At 68.1% G+C, this 17,740-nt stretch carries 16 protein-coding genes; 11 read left to right on the top strand and 5 right to left on the bottom strand.

The window, feature by feature from the left end; genetic code table 11:
* Window positions 1-246 precede the first annotated feature (246 nt).
* On the top strand, window positions 247-444 hold the full coding sequence (locus tag FAZ98_RS00935) for an acid-shock protein (protein WP_158947903.1): 198 nt from the start codon (window positions 247-249) through the stop codon (window positions 442-444).
* A gap of 131 nt (window positions 445-575) precedes the next feature.
* On the opposite strand, the gene FAZ98_RS00930 is transcribed toward FAZ98_RS00935, so the two are convergent.
* Window positions 576-902: a DUF1840 domain-containing protein gene (locus FAZ98_RS00930; RefSeq protein WP_158947901.1), complete on the bottom strand. Its 327-nt coding sequence runs from the start codon at window positions 900-902 to the stop codon at window positions 576-578.
* 356 nt (window positions 903-1,258) lie between these two features.
* Here FAZ98_RS00930 and argS point away from each other — a divergent pair, with 356 nt between their 5' ends.
* The 6 genes from argS (at window position 1,259) to FAZ98_RS00900 (ending at window position 8,220) form a co-directional block, all read left to right on the top strand.
* Window positions 1,259-3,043 (top strand): arginine--tRNA ligase, encoded by a 1,785-nt coding sequence (argS, locus tag FAZ98_RS00925; RefSeq protein WP_158947899.1) that lies wholly within the window; start codon window positions 1,259-1,261, stop codon window positions 3,041-3,043.
* Between the two features lie 142 nt (window positions 3,044-3,185).
* Window positions 3,186-4,004 (top strand): SPOR domain-containing protein, encoded by an 819-nt coding sequence (locus tag FAZ98_RS00920; RefSeq protein ID WP_158947897.1) that lies wholly within the window; start codon window positions 3,186-3,188, stop codon window positions 4,002-4,004.
* 215 nt (window positions 4,005-4,219) lie between these two features.
* Window positions 4,220-4,873, top strand: coding sequence for a thiol:disulfide interchange protein DsbA/DsbL (locus FAZ98_RS00915; protein ID WP_158947895.1), 654 nt, complete (start codon window positions 4,220-4,222; stop codon window positions 4,871-4,873).
* On the top strand, window positions 4,873-5,649 hold the full coding sequence (locus tag FAZ98_RS00910) for an SDR family oxidoreductase (RefSeq protein ID WP_158947893.1): 777 nt from the start codon (window positions 4,873-4,875) through the stop codon (window positions 5,647-5,649). The genes FAZ98_RS00915 and FAZ98_RS00910 overlap by 1 nt, the downstream gene beginning before the upstream one ends.
* A gap of 294 nt (window positions 5,650-5,943) precedes the next feature.
* A complete protein-coding gene (locus tag FAZ98_RS00905) occupies window positions 5,944-7,584 on the top strand; it encodes an ABC transporter substrate-binding protein (protein ID WP_158947891.1) in 1,641 nt (546 codons plus the stop codon).
* Window positions 7,585-7,926: 342 nt separating this feature from the next.
* The gene (locus tag FAZ98_RS00900) at window positions 7,927-8,220 is read left to right on the top strand and encodes a hypothetical protein (protein WP_158947889.1); all 294 of its coding nucleotides are present in this window, start codon (window positions 7,927-7,929) and stop codon (window positions 8,218-8,220) included.
* A gap of 101 nt (window positions 8,221-8,321) precedes the next feature.
* Here FAZ98_RS00900 and FAZ98_RS00895 read toward each other — a convergent pair whose 3' ends face one another.
* The 3 genes from FAZ98_RS00895 to FAZ98_RS00885 form a co-directional block, all read right to left on the bottom strand.
* Window positions 8,322-9,341, bottom strand: a complete 1,020-nt coding sequence (locus tag FAZ98_RS00895; protein ID WP_158947887.1) for a sulfate ABC transporter substrate-binding protein — start codon at window positions 9,339-9,341, stop codon at window positions 8,322-8,324.
* Window positions 9,342-9,508: 167 nt separating this feature from the next.
* Window positions 9,509-10,288, bottom strand: coding sequence for an enoyl-ACP reductase FabI (fabI, locus tag FAZ98_RS00890; protein ID WP_158947885.1), 780 nt, complete (start codon window positions 10,286-10,288; stop codon window positions 9,509-9,511).
* 168 nt (window positions 10,289-10,456) lie between these two features.
* The gene (locus FAZ98_RS00885) at window positions 10,457-13,402 is read right to left on the bottom strand and encodes a DUF3141 domain-containing protein (protein ID WP_233272634.1); all 2,946 of its coding nucleotides are present in this window, start codon (window positions 13,400-13,402) and stop codon (window positions 10,457-10,459) included.
* Between the two features lie 635 nt (window positions 13,403-14,037).
* On the opposite strand from FAZ98_RS00885, the gene FAZ98_RS00880 reads away from it, so the two are divergent.
* The 4 genes from FAZ98_RS00880 to FAZ98_RS00865 all read left to right on the top strand — a co-directional run bounded on the left by FAZ98_RS00880 (window position 14,038) and on the right by FAZ98_RS00865 (window position 17,041).
* A complete protein-coding gene (locus FAZ98_RS00880; RefSeq protein ID WP_233272633.1) occupies window positions 14,038-14,979 on the top strand; it encodes a bifunctional enoyl-CoA hydratase/phosphate acetyltransferase in 942 nt (313 codons plus the stop codon).
* On the top strand, window positions 14,976-16,223 hold the full coding sequence (locus FAZ98_RS00875) for an acetate/propionate family kinase (RefSeq protein ID WP_233272632.1): 1,248 nt from the start codon (window positions 14,976-14,978) through the stop codon (window positions 16,221-16,223). Before FAZ98_RS00880 ends, FAZ98_RS00875 begins: the two co-directional genes overlap by 4 nt.
* 189 nt (window positions 16,224-16,412) lie before the next feature.
* Window positions 16,413-16,721 carry a CopG family ribbon-helix-helix protein gene (locus tag FAZ98_RS00870; protein WP_158947881.1) on the top strand — a complete coding sequence of 103 codons (309 nt, stop codon included), beginning with the start codon at window positions 16,413-16,415 and terminating at the stop codon, window positions 16,719-16,721.
* Complete coding sequence (locus tag FAZ98_RS00865) at window positions 16,718-17,041, top strand: type II toxin-antitoxin system RelE/ParE family toxin (protein WP_158947879.1); 324 nt, start codon at window positions 16,718-16,720, stop codon at window positions 17,039-17,041. Before FAZ98_RS00870 ends, FAZ98_RS00865 begins: the two co-directional genes overlap by 4 nt.
* Window positions 17,042-17,078: 37 nt before the next feature.
* On the opposite strand, the gene FAZ98_RS00860 is transcribed toward FAZ98_RS00865, so the two are convergent.
* Window positions 17,079-17,690, bottom strand: coding sequence for an RBBP9/YdeN family alpha/beta hydrolase (locus tag FAZ98_RS00860; RefSeq protein ID WP_158947877.1), 612 nt, complete (start codon window positions 17,688-17,690; stop codon window positions 17,079-17,081).
* Window positions 17,691-17,740 lie beyond the last annotated feature (50 nt).

Below are 17,740 nucleotides of genomic sequence, written 5' to 3'. Positions count from 1 at the left end.
CACTTGCGCTTGGCACTCGCGCTTACGCTTGCGTTTTCATTGGCGCGCGGCCTGCGCCCGGCACGGCGCGCTGTTGCGCCCGCCCGACATACGCGAACGCGCAGGGTGAATATTACGCGCACGTCATTTTTCGGCTTTGTAAGATGCCCCGGCAAGACCTCGCTTCACGACGTTTCGCACGATCATCAGCAAATCCTTAAAAGCACATTCGCAGCACATTCAAGCAACCACGACGGAGAAAATCGTATGAAAAAGCTGATGTTGATGTTGACCGCCTGCGGCGTCGCGGCGCTCGCCCAGCCCACGTTCGCGCAGCAGCCCGCCGCGCCCCAGCAGGCCAGCCCGGCGACCACGTATTCGCCGCCCACCGAAAAGCACGTGAAGAAGCCGAAGAAAAAGAAGATGAAGAAAGCGGCGGCTTCGACCGCGGCGGCGAGCGAGTGAGCGCACGCGAATAAGCGCAGGTTCGCCTCGCTCGAACGCACCAAAACAAAGAGCCCGCATCGGCGGGCTCTTTACATTTCAGTGCCCGGAAAACTTCCCGGACCCGGGCGCGAGGCCGCGGAGCAAAACCCTCAGATTCCCCAGACGATGTCGTTCTGTTCCTTCTGCGCCGCGCGCAGCATGTCGAGGAACGGAAACGCGCGCTGCGCGAGGCCGACCGGCATTTCGTGATGCTCGTGGCCTTCCTCGCCTTCGTGGAAGTGGCCTTCGTGTTCGGCGCGGTCTTTTTTGTCGGTGGCGATGGCGGCTTCCAGCTTGGTGATGGCCGTGTCGAGCTCATCGTGCGTGATCACGCCGCGCTCGCCGAGCCGCTTGCCGATGATGCCGAGAAGATACTGCGCGAGGTTCTCCAGCATCGTGACGTCCGGCGCAGCGTGACATTTGAAAGTAACCAGCATGTCTGTTCCCTTTATGGTTTTTTAGGCTCTCGCCCGGCGTCAGGGCCGCTCGCGAGCCGTGCGAGGCCAGGGCGGCCCCTGCCGGGCATCTCATTCCACATATTAGCACCTGCTAAAATCCGTCTGGACGGATTTACCCGCAGGGCGCGGCGGCCCCGCGGCGGCTCGATCGGACCGGTTCCGGTGCCCCTTCGTGCCGCCCGACAGCCGCCTCACCGCTTGCCGCGCGGCTTATCGCACGCGTCTGGCCGCCGCTCACCCGGCGGCGCGCTGCAGGAACGCTCGCACGACCGCGCCCTCGCCGTAGTTGGCGGCCCGCGCCGCATCTTATTACCCGCACAGGACCTGCAATCAGCATGTTGCCCGCACAGAAACACACCCTGGAGACCCTGCTCGCGCAAGCCGTGACTCAGGTGGCCAAAGCCACCGAAGGCGCGAGCGAAGCCGCATTCGTCGTGCCCGCGATCACGCTCGAGCGTCCGAAGGTCGCCGCGCACGGCGACGTCGCCTGTAACGTGGCGATGCAGCTCGCCAAGCCCCTGCGCGCGAATCCGCGCCAGCTCGCCCAGCAGATCGTCGACGCGGCGCTCGCCCAGCCCGAAGCCGCCGGCCTGATCGACGGCGCCGAAGTGGCCGGTCCCGGCTTCATCAACCTGCGCCTGAGCGCGGCCGCGAAGCGCGCCGTGATCGGCGCCGTGTTCGCCGAAGGCGAGGCATTCGGCCGCTCGCAGCGCGAAGCCGGCAAGCAGGTGCTGGTCGAGTTCGTCTCGGCCAACCCGACCGGCCCGCTGCACGTGGGCCACGGCCGCCAGGCCGCGCTCGGCGACGCCATCTCCAACGTGCTCGCCTCGCAAGGCTACGGCGTGCACCGCGAGTTCTACTACAACGACGCGGGCGTGCAGATCGCCAATCTCGCGGTGTCGACCCAGGCGCGCGCGCGCGGCTTCAAGCCCGGCGACGCCGAATGGCCCGAAGCCGCCTACAACGGCGAGTACATCGCCGACATCGCGCGCGACTACCTCGCCGGCGCGACCGTCGCCGCGAAAGACGGCGAACCCGTGCAAGGCGCGCAGGACCCGGAAAACCTCGAAGCGATCCGCCGCTTCGCCGTGGCGTATCTGCGCCACGAGCAGGATCTCGACCTGCAGGCGTTCGGCGTGAAGTTCGACCGCTACTACCTGGAGTCGTCGCTGTACACCGAGGGCCGCGTCGTGAAGACGGTCGAGGCGCTGGTGGCATCGGGCCAAACCTACGAGCAGGACGGCGCGCTGTGGCTGAAGACCACCGACTACGGCGACGATAAAGACCGCGTGATGCGCAAGTCCGACGGCACCTACACGTACTTCCTGCCCGACGTCGCCTATCACGTCACCAAGTGGGAGCGCGGCTTCACCAAGGTCATCAACGTGCAGGGCTCGGACCACCACGGCACCATCGCGCGCGTGCGCGCCGGCCTGCAGGCGCTCGGCGTCGGCATTCCGAAGGGCTATCCCGACTACGTGCTGCACAAGATGGTCACCGTCATGCGCGACGGCCAGGAGGTGAAGATCTCCAAGCGCGCGGGCAGCTACGTGACGGTGCGCGACCTGATCGAATGGTCGGGCGGCCTCGCCCCCGGTCACGAGACCGCGCCGGACCAGATCGACGAAGCCACGATTCGCCGCGGCCGCGACGCCGTGCGCTTCTTCCTCATCTCGCGCAAGGCCGACACGGAGTTCGTGTTCGACATCGACCTCGCGCTCAAGCAGAACGACGAAAACCCGGTGTACTACGTGCAGTACGCGCACGCCCGCATCTCGTCGATTCTCGGCGACTGGCAAGGCAAGTTCGGCGGCGATCTCGCCGCGCTGCCCGCCGTCGACCTCGCGCCGCTGTCGAGCGAACGCGCGCTCGCGCTGGTCGCCAAGCTCGCCGAATACCCCGACATGCTCACGCACGCGGCGAGCGAACTCGCGCCGCACGCGGTCGCGTTCTATCTGCGCGAACTCGCGGCTGAGTTTCACTCGTTCTACAATGCCGAACGCGTTCTCGTGGACGACGCCCGCGAACGCGACGCGCGCGTCGCCCTGCTCGCGGCCACGCGCCGCGTGCTCGCGAACGGTCTTGCGGTGATCGGCGTGTCCGCGCCGGAACGCATGTAACACACGCAAGACCGGGCGCGGCGCACTCGCACGAGGCGAGCGCGCGCCGCGCCCGGCACACCACCGCCGCACCCTGTTTTGGGGCCGCTCGCCACGCGCGCGCGGCCATTCCGGATTCTCTTGTTTGCAGGTGATTCAGACGATGGCAAAACCGCGCCGCACTACAAAACAGCAGTCGAAACAGACCGGGGGAACCTTTCTCGGCATCGTGCTGGGCCTGATCGTCGGCCTTGCGATCGCGGTGGTCGTGGCGCTCTACATCACGCGCGCGCCCACGCCGTTCGTCGCCAAGGTCGCGCCGCCGGCCGCTTCGGACGCGAGCCAGAACGGCCAGTACGATCCGAACCGCGCGCTGCAGGGCAAGTCGCCGGGCCAGCCGGTGCCGCAAGCCGCGCAGAGCACGCCGCCCAACACGGCGCCGGGCCAGACCACCAATCAGTCGCAGTCGTCGGGCATGCTCGACGAGCCGCAGATCGTCGAAGTGCCGCCGTCGGGTTCGGCCGACAACGGCAACGGCGTCGCGGTCGCACCGAAGCCCGCCACGGGCGACACCGTGACGAGCGGCACGGCCATCGTGAAGAAGCCGCAGGCGCCCGCGGCGACCAACCCGGCGCAGATCCTCGCGGGCAACCAACCGCAGAAGCCCGCCAACGCGGTGCCCACGCCGCCGCCCGCCAAGGCTGCGCCGGGCAGCAACGCCGCCGCCACGGCCGGCGACGCCAACACGGGCTACTTCCTGCAGGTGGGCGCGTACAAGACCTCGGGCGACGCCGAGCAGCAGCGCGCGCGCCTCGCGTTCCAGGGCTTCGAGTCGAAGGTCACGCAGCGCGACGCCGGCGGCGTCACGTACTTCCGCGTGCGCATCGGGCCGTTCTCGAAATTCGACGACATGAACTCGACGCGTCAGCGCCTGTCCGACGCCGGTATCGACACGGCCGTCATCCGCTTCACGAAGCAGTAACCGCACTCCACGCCGCGCGCCTCGCATCCGTCCTCCGTTGCCCGCCGCCTCGCCCCCGGGGCGGCGCCCGGAACCGACGAACGCGTTCGCGCGGCACGGTTTTTCGTCAACACGCATCGTGCCTTTCCGCCAGCGCGCGCGCTGCCCGGCCAGCGATGCAAGACCGGCCTGCGACGCCAGACCGGCCGGTCCTGTCCAGTGGGAAACCCAACACCATGAAACGCCTTCTCGGTACGCTTCTCGTCTCGCTCTCCCTCGCTGCCGGCGCCGCGCACGCCTCGCCCACCGCACCGGTCGCGGGCAAGGAATACACGGTCCTCAAGACGCCGCAGCCGCTCGACGTGCCCGCGGGCAAGATCGAAGTCATCGAATTCTTCTGGTACGGCTGCCCGCACTGCAACGCCTTCGACCCGACGCTCGAAGCGTGGATCAAGAAGCAAGGCCCGGACGTCGTGTTCAAGCGCGTGCCGGTGGCCTTCCGTGACGATTTCATCCCGCATTCGAAGATGTACTACGCGCTCGACGCGCTCGGCCTCTCGCAGAAGCTCACGCCGGTCGTGTTCCACGAAATCCACGTGAACAAGAACTATCTGCTCACGCCGGAGGACCAGGCCAAGTTCCTCGCCACCCAGGGCGTGGACGCGAAGAAGTACATGGACGCCTATAACTCGTTCTCGACGCAAAGCGCGCTGCAACGCGACAAGGCGCTGCTCGATTCGTACAAGATCGACGGCGTGCCGACCATCGCGATCCAGGGCAAGTACGAAACCGGCCCGGCCATGATGCAGATGGACGAGCAGCACGCGCTGCCCGCCACGGCGCAGGTGATGGACTTCATCGTCTCGCAGATCCGCGCGAAGAAAATGTAATGAGCGGCGCGCCGCTGAAGGTCTTCATCACCGGCGCGTCGAGCGGTATCGGCGCGGCGCTCGCCGCCGAATACGCGCGGCGCGGCGCCGTGCTCGGGCTCGTCGCGCGCCGCGCCGAGGCCCTCGCCGGCTTCCGGCAAGCCCACCCCGATCGCACGATCGACATCTATCCCGCCGACGTGCGCGACGCCGAGGCGCTCGCCGCCGCCGCGCGCGACTTCATCGCGAAGCACGGCCTGCCCGACGTCGTGATCGCCAACGCGGGCGTGAGCCGCGGCGCGCTCACCGGCGAAGGCGACCTCGCCACCTTCCGCGACGTGATGGACACCAATTACTTCGGCATGGTCGCGAGCTTCGAACCGTTCGCCTCGGCCATGGCGAAGGCGCGGCGCGGCACGCTCTGCGGCATCGCCAGCGTGGCGGGCGTGCGCGGCTTGCCGGGCTCGGGCGCGTACAGCGCCTCGAAGGCCGCGGCGCTCGCCTATCTCGAAGCGCTGCGTGTGGAGATGCGGCCCTTCGGCGTGCCCGTCGTGACCATCGCGCCGGGCTATATCCGCACGCCCATGACGGCGAAGAACCCCTACCGCATGCCCTTTCTCATGGACGCGGACCGCTTCGCCGCGAAGACCGCCGACGCCATCGCGCGCGGCGCGTCGTTTGCCGTGTTTCCGTGGCCGATGCGCGTGGTCGCCATGCTGCTGCGCGCGCTGCCGCGCTGGCTCTACGACCGCGCGTTCGAGAAGGCACCGCGCAAACCGCGCTCGGCCGAGCTTTGAGCGAACGCTGACGGCAGCGCGTGCGCGAGGGCATGCGCTTTGCTGATGCGCCCGGCTTTCCGCGTTGCCCGATTGCTCCGCTCACGCCGATTACGCCGATTGCGCCGCTCGAAGCCGCTCGCGCGGAGCCCGCGCGATATCGGTATGTGGAATAAATGGTTGTCCCGGCAATTTCCCTTCAGTAAGCTTGCCTGACCCGGGCGCCTCTCGAGGCCTCACCGCCGCTTCGGCATCTCACGCTCCACACGCAACACGCGGAGGCGCCGCCCGTCACCGAAGAACCACGGAGATCCCATGCGCTTCACCCCGCTCAACGCGCCCGCGCGCTCGTCCACGAGTTGGTCCGCCCTGGTGCTCGCGACCGCGCTCGGCGCCGCGTGCGCCTTCGCGTCCGCCGCCGCGCTCGCGAAACCGCTAACGATCTGCACCGAGTCGAGCCCGGACGGCTTCGACGTCGTGCAGTTCAACTCGCTCGTCACGACCAATGCCTCGGCCGACGTCATCTTCAACTCGCTCGTGTCCTACGACGAAGCGCAGAAGAAGGTCGTGCCCGCGCTCGCGCAGAAGTGGGACGTGAGCCCCGACGGCCTCACCTACACGTTCCATCTGCGCCCGAACGTGCAGTTTCAGACCACCGAGTGGTTCAAGCCCACGCGCACGCTCAATGCCGACGACGTGGTGTTCACCTTCGCGCGCATGCTCGACGAGAACAACCCGTGGCACAAGGTGGCGGGCGCGAGCGGCTTTCCGCACGCGCAGTCCATGGGTCTCGTGAAGCTCGTGAAGTCGGTGACCAAGGTCGACGCCAACACGGTGAAGTTCGAACTCAACGAGCCGAACGCCACCTTCCTCTCGATCCTGACGATGGGCTTCGCGTCCATCTATTCGGCCGAATACGCCGACGAACTGCTGAAGGCGGGCAAGCAGGTCGATCTCAACGCGAAGCCGGTGGGCACGGGCCCGTTCGAGCTGAAGAGCTACACGAAGGACGCGGTGATCCGCTACGACGTGAATCCGTCCTACTGGGGGCCGAAGCCCAAGGTGGACCGCCTGATCTACGCGATCACGCCCGACGCCGCCGTGCGCGCGCAGAAGGTCAAGGCCGGCGAATGCCAGATCGCGCTCTCGCCGAAGCCGCAGGACGTGGCCGACGCGAAGCAGAACAAGGCGCTCAAGGTGGTCGAAACGCCCGCCTTCATGACCGCGTTCGTCGCGCTCAACACGCAGAAGAAGCCGCTCGACAATCCCAAGGTGCGCCAGGCGCTGAACCTCGCGTTCGACCGCACGACGTATCTCAAGACCGTGTTCGACAACACGGCCACGGCCGCCTCGAACCCGTGGCCGCCCACGACGTGGGGCTTCGACAAATCGATCCAGGCGTATCCGCACGACCCGGCGAAGGCGAAGCAACTGCTCGCCGAAGCGGGCCTGCCGAACGGCTTCGCCACCACGATCTGGGTGCGCCCGAACGGCAGCGTGCTCAATCCGAATCCGCGCGCGGGCGCCGAGCTGCTGCAGGCCGACTTCGCGAAGATCGGCGTGAAGGCCGAGATCAAGGTGATCGAGTGGGGCGAGCTGATCAAGGAAGCGAAGCAAGGTCAGCACGACACGCTCTTCATGGGCTGGGCCGGCGACAACGGCGACCCCGACAACTATCTCTCGCCGCTCTTTAGCTGCAACGCGGTGCAGTCGGGTATCAACTTCGCGCGCTATTGCGACCCGAAGCTCGACAAGCTGATCGCCGACGGCAAGGCCACCGCCGATCAGGCGAAGCGCACGAAGCTCTACGACGCGGCGCAGAAGATCATCCACGATCAGGCGCTGTGGATTCCGCTCGGCTATCCCACGGCTTCGGCCATCACGCGCAGCAACGTGAGCGGCTATCAGGTGAGCCCGTTCGGCCGCCAGAACTTCGGCAACGTCGCGGTGCAGTAAGCGCGCGCGAGCTTCTCGCCATTGAAAAGCCGGGCGCTGCTGCCCGGCTTTTTTCGTTGTGGCGAGCGCTCGCGCGCCGGAACGCCGCCGTCATCATTACAACGCCTCGAACGTCGATATCGAAATGCAACGGCCCAACTGGCGGAAAACGCCCGGAAGCCCCGCCGCACAGGGCTTTCACGGGCAATCGACGCGTCACGCGCGTAAGAATCGCGCGCACATTGTTGCAGTTTGGTAACTCAAGCCCGAGCGCGCCTGGCTACATTGAAGCCATCGATCTTCACCTGCCACCCGGACGACATGCCGAGAGCAGGCCACCGATGCCAACCGAAGGAGGCTCCTATGAAAACCAAACTCTTTGCCGCACTGGGCGCTGGCGCACTCATCCTCGCCGCTTCGCAAACCGCGATGGCGGGCGTCGCGGTGGGCCTGAACATCGGCATTCCGGCTCCGGTCTACGTCGCGCCGCCGCCGCCCGTGTATGTCGCGCCGCGTCCGGTTTATGTCGCCCCGCCGCCGCCGATGCCCGTGGCCTACGCGCCGGCTGTCGTGATCGGCTGGCACGGCGACCGCTACTGGGACGGCCACCGCTGGTACGGCCGCCGCGAGTGGAACGCGCATCGTCGCTGGTACTAAGCGCCGGTTTCGCGACCACGCCTCACGTGGCGTAAAAGCAAAAACGCCTCGCAATGTGCGAGGCGTTTTTTCGTGCCGCCAGGAAAACCGCGCGTACGGCGTTACTTGCGGTCCGCGACGATCTGGTCGTACGTGCCGCCATCGGCGAAATGCGTGGCCTGCGCCTTCTGCCAGCTGCCGAACACCTGCTCGACCGTGAAGGTCTTGAGGGGCTTGAACTCGTTCGCGTGCTTCGCGAGTACCTGCGCGTTGCGCGGGCGCAGGTGGTGATCGGCGATGATCTCCTGCGCCGCGGGCGACCACAGATAGTCGAGATACGCCTGCGCGACCTTGCGCGTGCCGCGCTTGTCCACGACCTTGTCGACGATCGTGACGGGCGGCTCCGCCAGCAGGCTCACCGACGGATACACCGGCTCGAAATCTTTCGCGGCCGCGCCCGTGTCGATGAGGTTCACCTCGTTTTCGAAGGTGACGAGCACGTCGCCGATGCCGCGCTGCGTGAACGTCGTGGTCGCGCCGCGCCCGCCCGCGTCGAGCACCGGCACGTTCTTGATGAGCGCGCGCTCGAAGTCGAGCGCCTGCGCGTCGCTCGCGCCTTGCAACTTGCGATAGCCCCACGCCGCGAGGTACGTGTAGCGGCCGTTGCCCGAAGTCTTCGGGTTGGCGATCACGACCTGCACGCCCGGCTTCGCGAGATCGTCCCAGTCCTTGATGTGCTTCGGGTTGCCCTTGCGCACGAGGAACACCATGGTCGTGGTGTAAGGCGCGCTCGCGTCCGGCAAGCGCGTGCGCCAGTTCGCGGGCACGAGATGGCCGCGCTCGGCGAGCAGGTCGATGTCGTTGGGCTGGTTCATCGTCACCACGTCGGCCTGCAGGCCTTGCAGCACCGAAAGCGCCTGCGCGCTCGAGGCGCCGTGCGACTGCTTGATCGCGACCGTCTCGCCGCCCTTCTTCTGATAGTCGGCGATAAAACTCGCGTCGATGTCCTTGTACAGCTCGCGCGTCACGTCGTACGAGACGTTGAGCAGCGACGTTTCGGCGTGCGCGGCCGGCGCGCTCAAAGTGATGCTGGCGATGATGCCCGCGCCGACCCAGCGCGCCGTGCGTCCCAAACCTGCCATGGTGATCCCCGTTTTCGTTGAAAGGCGTGATGGCTCGCCTTCACCGAATGCGCCGCGGAACGCCGTGCGCAAAACGTAAGGAAGCCGAACGACGATTCTAGCGAGCCGGGCGAAACCGGTTAGATCGATGGGAAATATGCATATGCCCGCGCCCCGGGCACCGCGCGCTACGCCATGATGTGCGCGCCGCCGTCGATATACACGGTGTTGCCGCTCATGCGGCGCGCGTAGCGCGTGGCGAGGTACGCGGTCGCGTAGCCCACGTCCATGATGTCGACGAGCTCGCCGAGCGGCGCGCGCTCGACGGCGTCGGCGAGCATGCGGTCGAAGTCGGGCAAGCCGGAGGCGGCGCGCGTCTTGAGCGGCCCCGGCGAAACGGCGTGCACGCGTATGCCGAGCGGCCCGAGTTCGTACGCGAGATAGCGGCACGACGCTTCGAGCGCGGCCTTCACCGGGCCCATCAGGTTGTAGTTGGGCACCACGCGGTTGGCGCCCACGTAGCTCATCGCGAACAGCGTGCCGCCGCGCGGCATGAGCGGCACGGCGCGTTGCGCCATGCGGATGAACGAATGGCACGAGATGTCCATCGCCATGGCGAAGCCTTGCGCCGAAGACGCGAGCAGGCCGCCTTGCAGATCGGCTTTGGGCGCGTAGGCGATCGAGTGCAGCACGATATCGAGCGCGCCCCACTGCTCGCGCACCGCGTCGAACACGGCGTCGAGCTGCGCGTCGTCCTCCACGTTCAGCGGCAACAGCAAGCTCGCGCCGAGTTCGTGCGCGAGCGGCTCGACGTACGGTTTGGCCTTCTCGTTCAGATACGTGAGCGCGAGTTCCGCGCCCAGCTCGGCGAACGCGCGCGCGCAGCCGTAAGCGATCGATTCGGCGTTCGCCACGCCGGTGACGAGTGCGCGCATGCCCGCGAGCGGGCGGTCGGGAAGCGTTTGCATGGCGGACCTCACGTTGCGGTGGGCGGGACGGGGGCGGCGTTACGGTTTCTGTCGATGGGCGGGCGCGCGGCGGCTAGACGCGGTTGCCGGAGCCAGGTGCTGAAAACCGCGCCGCCGTGCATGACGGCACGGCGGCGCGGTGGCCCAGCGCTGACGGCGCGCGGCGGCTTACTCGCCCGAGCCGCGCGTGGAGCGGCGGCGCGTGGCCGGCGTGCCCGCCGCGCGCGTGGGCGTGGGCGCGGCGGCCGCGCGCGCCTTGCGCGGCGTCTTCGCCGCGACGGGCGCCTTTTTCGCCGCGGCGGCGGGCGCCTTCTTCGCTTCGGCGGCTTCGGCCTTCACGGCCACCGCACGCGCGGCGCGGCGTGCCTTGGCGGGCGTGACATGCGGAGCGGCGTCCTTCGCTTCACCCGATGCACCCGCTGCAGCCGCTGCGCCCGACGCACGCGAGGCTTGCGGCGCGGCGCGTGGCGCGACCTCGGCGCCCGGCGCTTCGCCGGTTGCCTGCGGCGCGGCCTGCGCCTGCGCATCGGCATCGGCATGCTTTGCCGCGCCCGGAGCCGGCGCGACCGCTTCATCGCCGGCGGCAGCAGCGGCCTGCGCAGCCGCCTCGCTTTCGCTCACGCCACGACCCGGCGCGGCGCCGCCGTCGGCGGGCGGCAAGCCGGTCTTCTCGCTGCCCGGCTCCACGCCCAGCGCGCGCTGCACGTCGCGAAAGCGTTCGCGGCGCTCGCCTTCGAGCGGCCCGGACACCGTCGCGATGCGGTACACGGCCGCGAGCAACGCACGGCGCGTGGGCATTTCGGGCACGAGCAGCGGCAGCGCCTCGATCGCCGCGTGCGGGTCGAGTTGCACGATCGCGCCCTGGCGGCGCGCCGACTCCTTCAGCTCGGCGATGGTCGGTTGCCGCTCGCCGAGATACTCGCGCGCGAGTTCGCGCATGCGCTGGAACGGCCGGTACTGCACCGTGTGCATTTCGTCGGTGAGATACGCGGCGATCCGCATGAACGCGTCGACGAGCGAACCCTGGGTAAGATGCGCGCGCGCCGCGCGCAAGCGCGACTGCGCGAGTTCCTTGCGCAGCGCCATCAGCGGCGGCGCGATGGGATCGAGCGGCGTGTTCGGCGCGACGCCCACCCACGCCTGCACCCACGGCGCGGTGTAGACGCCGTAGAAGGTGCGCTCGACCCACGCGTCGCGCGCGTCGCGATACGCGTCCCACGAGGCTTCGATGCTCGCCGAGGTCTGCTTCTCCATCAGCGTGAACGGATTGTCGGCCGCGGCGGGCTGGCGATGCGCGCGCACCGCGTCGGCCACCGCGGGCAGCAGCGCGAGCGCGGGATTCGCGTCGCTCAGCACGCTGCGCTCCACGCGCGACGGATTGGCTTCGCGAATCGCATGCGCCGTGAACGCGTTGCTCGACGCGCGCACGAACGGCGAGACGAACAGATCGTAGAGACGCTGATTGTTCTCCGCGAACCGGCGCACCACCTCGAACGGCTGCTCGTCGTCGCGGCCGTCGTCGAGCGCGAGGATGTCGTCGATGGTGCGGCGCTCGAAGTGAATCTCGTAGCGCCCTTCGAGCGCCTCGAGACGCGCGGCGTGCGGCGTCGTGTCGCTGATCTTCGCCTCGTAGAGACCGGGCGGCAGTACGTCGATCAGATCGAGCGCGGAAAATAGTTCGGTGTGCTCTTTATTTGCCACGCTCGCCGAAACGAAGATGCCGAGGTGCCCCACCTTGTCGTGCAGGCAATACACGATCACCTGCTCGTTCGCCACGATTTCGTCGACGCTCGCGTAGAGGTCGGGAATCCAGTTGAGCGCCTGCTGCGGCGGCGTGATGTTGTCGCCCCACGAAGCGAGCACGATGATCGGCGTGCGAATGTTGCGCAGGTCCACGGGCGAGCGCGCCTGCTTCGCGTAGACCTGATTGCGCGTGAGGTGATTGCCCACGAACAGGTTCTGCACGATCCAGTCGATCTCGGCGCGATTCAACTGGAAATGGCCGCCCCACCAGCGCTCGAATTCGAGAAAGCGCTCGCGTTCGGTATCGACGTGCGAATAGAGGTTGTAGAGCTTGCCCCAATACGTGTTGGCCGGATTGAGGCTTTCGAAGTTCTGCACGAGATGCGCGCCGTCGAAGCGCCCGTCGCCGAGATCGGCCGCGAACGACGACATCCACGAGCCGCCGAGCATGCCGCCCGAGTAGCGCATGGGGTTCTTGCCGCGCACGCCCGCCCAGTACGAGAGCGGCGAACCGGCCAGCATCAGCGGACCGACCAGCGAAGGCGCGGACGCGGCGAGCAGCGCGGCGGCCCAGCCGCCCTGGCAATTGCCGATCACGAACGGCAGGCCGTCCGACTCGGGATGCAACTCGCGCACGCGGCGCAGGAACACGGCTTCGGCCTTGCCGACCGACTCGATCGTTTGCGTGTCGCAGGGCACCGGGAAGAACGTGACGAAGTAGACCGGATGACCCTTGCGCAGCGCGATGCCCACCTCGCTGTCCATCTTGAAGCCCGCGATGCCGGGGCCGTGGCCCGCGCGCGGATCGATCACGACGAACGGCCGCATGCGCGGGTCGGTGGCGGCACCGGCGTCGGGCTTGATGCGCAGGAGCGCGTAGTTGCACGGATCCTCGAGTTCGCGACCGTCGGCGATCACGTCGTACTCGAACGCGAGCACGGGCGGCATGCCCGCCTGCTCGTGCTGCCATGTCTGGTTGCCGCGCTCGCGCAGCACGTCGAGAAACAGCACGCCGCGCTGCCAGGCGTCGAACAGATAGTCGTAGAACGGTTGCGCGGCGGCGGGCGCGAGCGGTGCCTGCTGGAGCGCGGCCGCGGCTTTCGCGAGCGTGTTCGCGGTGGCGCCCACGGTTGCGTCCACCGCGGCATGCACGGCGGCGGCCGGTTCGGTGAGCGAGGTGGCGGGCGTCATGGCGTCGTCGGGCGTGGCCGCGAAAGGCCAGAACGGCGTGAAGGTCGACAGCGACGAAAGCGAAGCGAAAGGCCAGAACGGCGCGCCCGAGTCGAACGTCGGCAGAAACGAAAACGGGGACGACGACGGGAGCGGCGAGGACGACTGCGGCGAAGGCGACTGCGAAGTGGAAACTGCCACGAGACACATCTCCTTTAAGGGAGCGCAGGGAGCGCGAACTCGCGAACGCGTCGTTCGGCGGGCGCGCGCCTGGCGGAATCTGAAGCGGCCCGTTTTTTCGGGCTTGGCCGCGATGGCCGCGATGGCCGGCGAGCCGGCGGCGGCGGGCGTGATCCGGCGGCAAAACGTGGGCGGCGCGTGCCGGGTCCGGCGCGCCCGCGCGGGTTCGCGTGAAGCGCGAACCCTACCGAGCTGTTGCCGAGCTACCCGCTAAGCATCGATGCAAGACCGCGCGTCATCGACAAGACATGCCGCACCGCAGCATCCCAAAATCTAGGCAGCGCAGCGGCGAAAGTCAAGGCGCGGGACGCGCGCCCTGTCATCGTGGATCATCGCCTCGCGCCGTGAACGAAGCGTGACAAGGCACGGCGCGGCACGCGCGCCGTGTGCGTCACGATGCCGCCCGCCGCGAGTGAGCAACTTTCGGACTGGCGATGTCGCGCTGGACTACACTGTTAGCGCCTTGCGCGCCGCAGCAAAAATTCGTACGCGCCGTTTATCGCTGTGCTTCGCCGTTCTTCGCCCGTCCTCCGCGCGCGATCGCGTCACGCGTCGATCGCGGCGGGAATTGCCCGTGTGTTCGTCTGGAGTCAGTCATGGCTGCATCGCCCGACAAGTATTCGGTTCTGCTCGCCCGTTGCGGCGGCCTCGCGCCCGTGCCGACAGCCGTCGCGCATCCGTGCGACGTGTCCTCGCTCACCGGCGCGCTCGACGCCGCCAACCTCGGCCTGATCGTGCCGATCCTCGTCGGCCCCGAAGAGAAGATTCGCGCGGTGGCCGAGGAAGCCGACCTGCGCCTCGACGGCGTGCGCATCATCGACGCGCCGCACAGCCACGCCTCCGCCGAGCGCGCCGTGCACGCCGTGCGCGAAGGCGAGGCCGAACTGCTTATGAAGGGCAGCCTGCACAGCGACGAACTGCTGCACGAAGTCGCGCTCGGCGCCAACGGCCTGCGCACCGAGCGGCGCCTCTCGCACGTGTTCGCGATGGACGTGCCCTCGTATCACAAGCCGCTTTTCATCACCGACGCGGCCGTGAACATCTTCCCCAAGCTCGCCGACAAAGCCGACATCGTGCGCAACGCGATCGAACTCGTGCAGGCGCTCGGCATCGGCACGCCCAAGGTCGCCATTCTGGGCGCGGTGGAAACGGTCTCCGACAAGATGCCTTCCACGATCGACGCCGCCGCGCTCTGCAAGATGGCCGACCGCGGCCAGATCGTGGGCGGCCTGCTCGACGGCCCGCTCGCCTTCGACAACGCGATCAGCGCCGAAGCCGCGCGCATCAAGGGCATTCACTCGCCGGTCGCGGGCGACCCCGACATCCTGCTCGTGCCCGACCTCGAAGCGGGCAACATGCTCGCCAAGCAGCTCACCTTTCTCGCGGGCGCGGAGGCGGCCGGCATCGTGCTCGGCGCGCGCGTGCCCGTGATCCTGACGAGCCGCGCCGACAGCGTGCGCTCGCGCATCGGCAGCTGTGCGATCGCGGTGCTCGTCGCGCATGCGCGGCGCGCGCGCAAAGCCACGGAGATCCTGTGAGCCGCGCCCATGAAGGCCACCCGCTGCCCGGCCATGTGGTGCTGGTGGTGAACGCGGGTTCCTCGAGCATCAAGTGCTCGGTGTATCGCGTGATCGAAGACGCACGCGTGGCGGGCGGCGCGCGCGCGATCCACGGCGCGGGCGGCCAGATCGAAGGCATCGGCGTGGCGCCGCGCGTGGTCGCGCACATGGCCGACGGGCGCCTGATCGTCGACGAAAAATTTCCCGTGGCGCAGGTCGCCGATCACGACGCCGCGTTTCGCCTGCTGCGCCTCGTGCTTGCCGTGGGCTTGCGCGACACGCCGCCCGCCGCCATCGGCCATCGCGTCGTGCACGGCGGCGCGCAGTACCGCGAGGCCGTGCTCATCGACGATCAAGTGATCGCCGACCTCGACGCGCTCACGCCGCTCGCGCCGCTGCACCAGCCGCACAATCTCTCGGCGATCCGCGCGGTGCGCGAGGCCGCGCCGGAGCTGCCGCAGGTCGCCTGCTTCGACACGGCTTTTCATGCGAGCAACGGCATCATGGCGCAACTGTTCGCCCTGCCGTACCGCTACTACGAAGAAGGCGTGCGCCGATACGGCTTTCACGGGCTCTCGTACGAGTACATCGCGAAGCATCTGCATCAGGTCGCGCCCGAGATCGCACGCGGGCGTCTCGTGGTCGCGCATCTCGGCAACGGCGCCAGCTTGTGCGCGATGCACGACGGCAAGAGCGTGGAGACCACCATGGGCCTCACCGCGCTCGACGGCCTGCCGATGGGCACGCGCTGCGGCGCGCTCGACGCGGGCGCCGTGCTGTGGATGATGGCGCGCGGCATGGACTATCACGCGATCGAAAAGCTGCTTTATCAGGAGTCCGGACTGAAGGGCTTGTCGGGCGTGAGCAGCGACATGCGCGAACTGCTCGCGAGCGATCACGAACACGCGCGGCTTGCGATCGACTTCTACACGTATCGCATCGCGCAGGAAACGGGCAAGCTCGCCACCGTGCTGGGCGGCCTCGACGGCCTCGTATTCACGGGCGGTATCGGCGAACACGCGGCGCCCATCCGCGCGCAGGTGTGCGAGCGCCTCGCGCCGCTGTTCGGCACGCGGCTCGACGCCACGGCGAACGAAAGCGGCCAGGACGAACGCGTGAGCACGCCGGACAGCCGCGTACCCGTGTTCGCCATGCCCACCGACGAAGAAGGCATGATCGCGCTGCATACGGCACGCTTGTTGCGCGCCACGCTCGCGCACTGAACGTCCCGAGCGCACGGGGCGCGGCGGGTGGCTTTTCTCGGTTTTATCGCGTTTTTGTCGCGTTTCTATTGCGCTTTTATCGCGTTTTTATCGGATTACGCATCGGCGGGCGGCGCCGCCTTCCGGTGGACGCGGGCGGGCGCGTCGGTTGCTACTCGTCGACAAGCTCCTTTTTGCGGAGGTTCGCCCATGGCCGCGGAAACCCAAACGCTCACGGTGCAATTGCCGGTGGAACTGGCGCAGGAACTCGATGCGCTCGCCGACATGATCGCGCGCCCGAAAAACTGGATCGTGCGCAACGCGCTGGTTCAGTATTTCGCACGCGAAGGCGAAAAGCGCCGGATGCTTCAGGAAGGCCTCGAGGACATCACGGCGGGCCGCGTGGCGTCGCTCGAACAGGTGCGCGCGTGGGCCAACAGCATCACGAACGGCGCGAACGTCACGAACGGCGCCGCGCCCCATCCCGGCGAACCCCAACCCGCGCAGGCCAGAACATGAACGCGAAAGTCATCGTCGCCAACAAGGCGATGGCCGATCTCGGCGCGATCTGGAAAGGCGTGACGAAGTACCACGACGACGCGAGCGCGTACCGCACCATCAACGCGCTGCTCGACGAAGCGGAACGCCTCGGCCAGGAAACCACGCAGCGGCTGGGCGAACAGGTCGACGGTTTCGACGGGCCGCCCGCGCGCGAGATCTACCGCTGGGTGTGCCTCGCCGGGCGCTACGAATTGCACTACGAGGTGCTGCCCGCCTACGCGATGCAGCCCGCGACCGTCGCGATCCTGCGCGCCTCGCACGCCCGCAAGGATCGCTGAGAACCCGTCTCGCCGATCGGGCGTGACGCTCGCGCAATCACGCGAACGCCGGGCCGCTCGCGTCGAAGGCCTCGTCGCGCAGGCGCGCCGGCGCCGCGCCGTGCACCAGCGTATCGACGAAATATCTGGCACGCGGCCACGGACCGAAGCCGGCCGCCGTGTTGATGTGCCCCGCATCGCCGAGATTGACGAACGCGCTGCCCAGTTGCCGCGCGAGCGTGCGCGCGCCGTCGAGCGACATCCACGGGTCGGTTTCGCTGCCGATCAGAATTGACGGCACGTTGAGCGGCTGCGGATCGAACGGTCCCGCGAAACGGAACTTCGCGGGACTCGCGGGCGCGACGAACAACACCCCGGCGATATCGGCGCTGACCGCGCCCAGCACGCCTTGCAGCAACGCATGCGCCGTCACGAGGCAGCCGAAACTATGCGCCGCGAGCACGAACGGCCCGCGTTCGCCAGCGAGGCGCCTCGCGAGTGCCGCGCTCCACACCGCGAGATCGGGTGCGTCCCAGTCGTCCTGCTCGGCGCGCAGCGAGCGCGCGAACTGGCGCTCGAGCCAGCTTTGCCAATGCGCGCCGTCACTGCCGTGCAAACCGGGCACGGTGACGAGTCGCGGCGGCCAACGCGTTTGGGCGCACGAAAGCATGATTTTTTCCTCGCTGGATCACGGCGTGCTTCGATTGTCGCGGCCGGGCG

Origin of the sequence: Paraburkholderia acidisoli (assembly GCF_009789675.1) — a bacterium.
GTDB classification, from domain to species: Bacteria; Pseudomonadota; Gammaproteobacteria; order Burkholderiales; family Burkholderiaceae; genus Paraburkholderia; species Paraburkholderia acidisoli.
The sequence above is the reverse complement of the archived record's forward strand: the minus strand, read 5'-3'. Positions and strand labels throughout refer to the sequence as shown.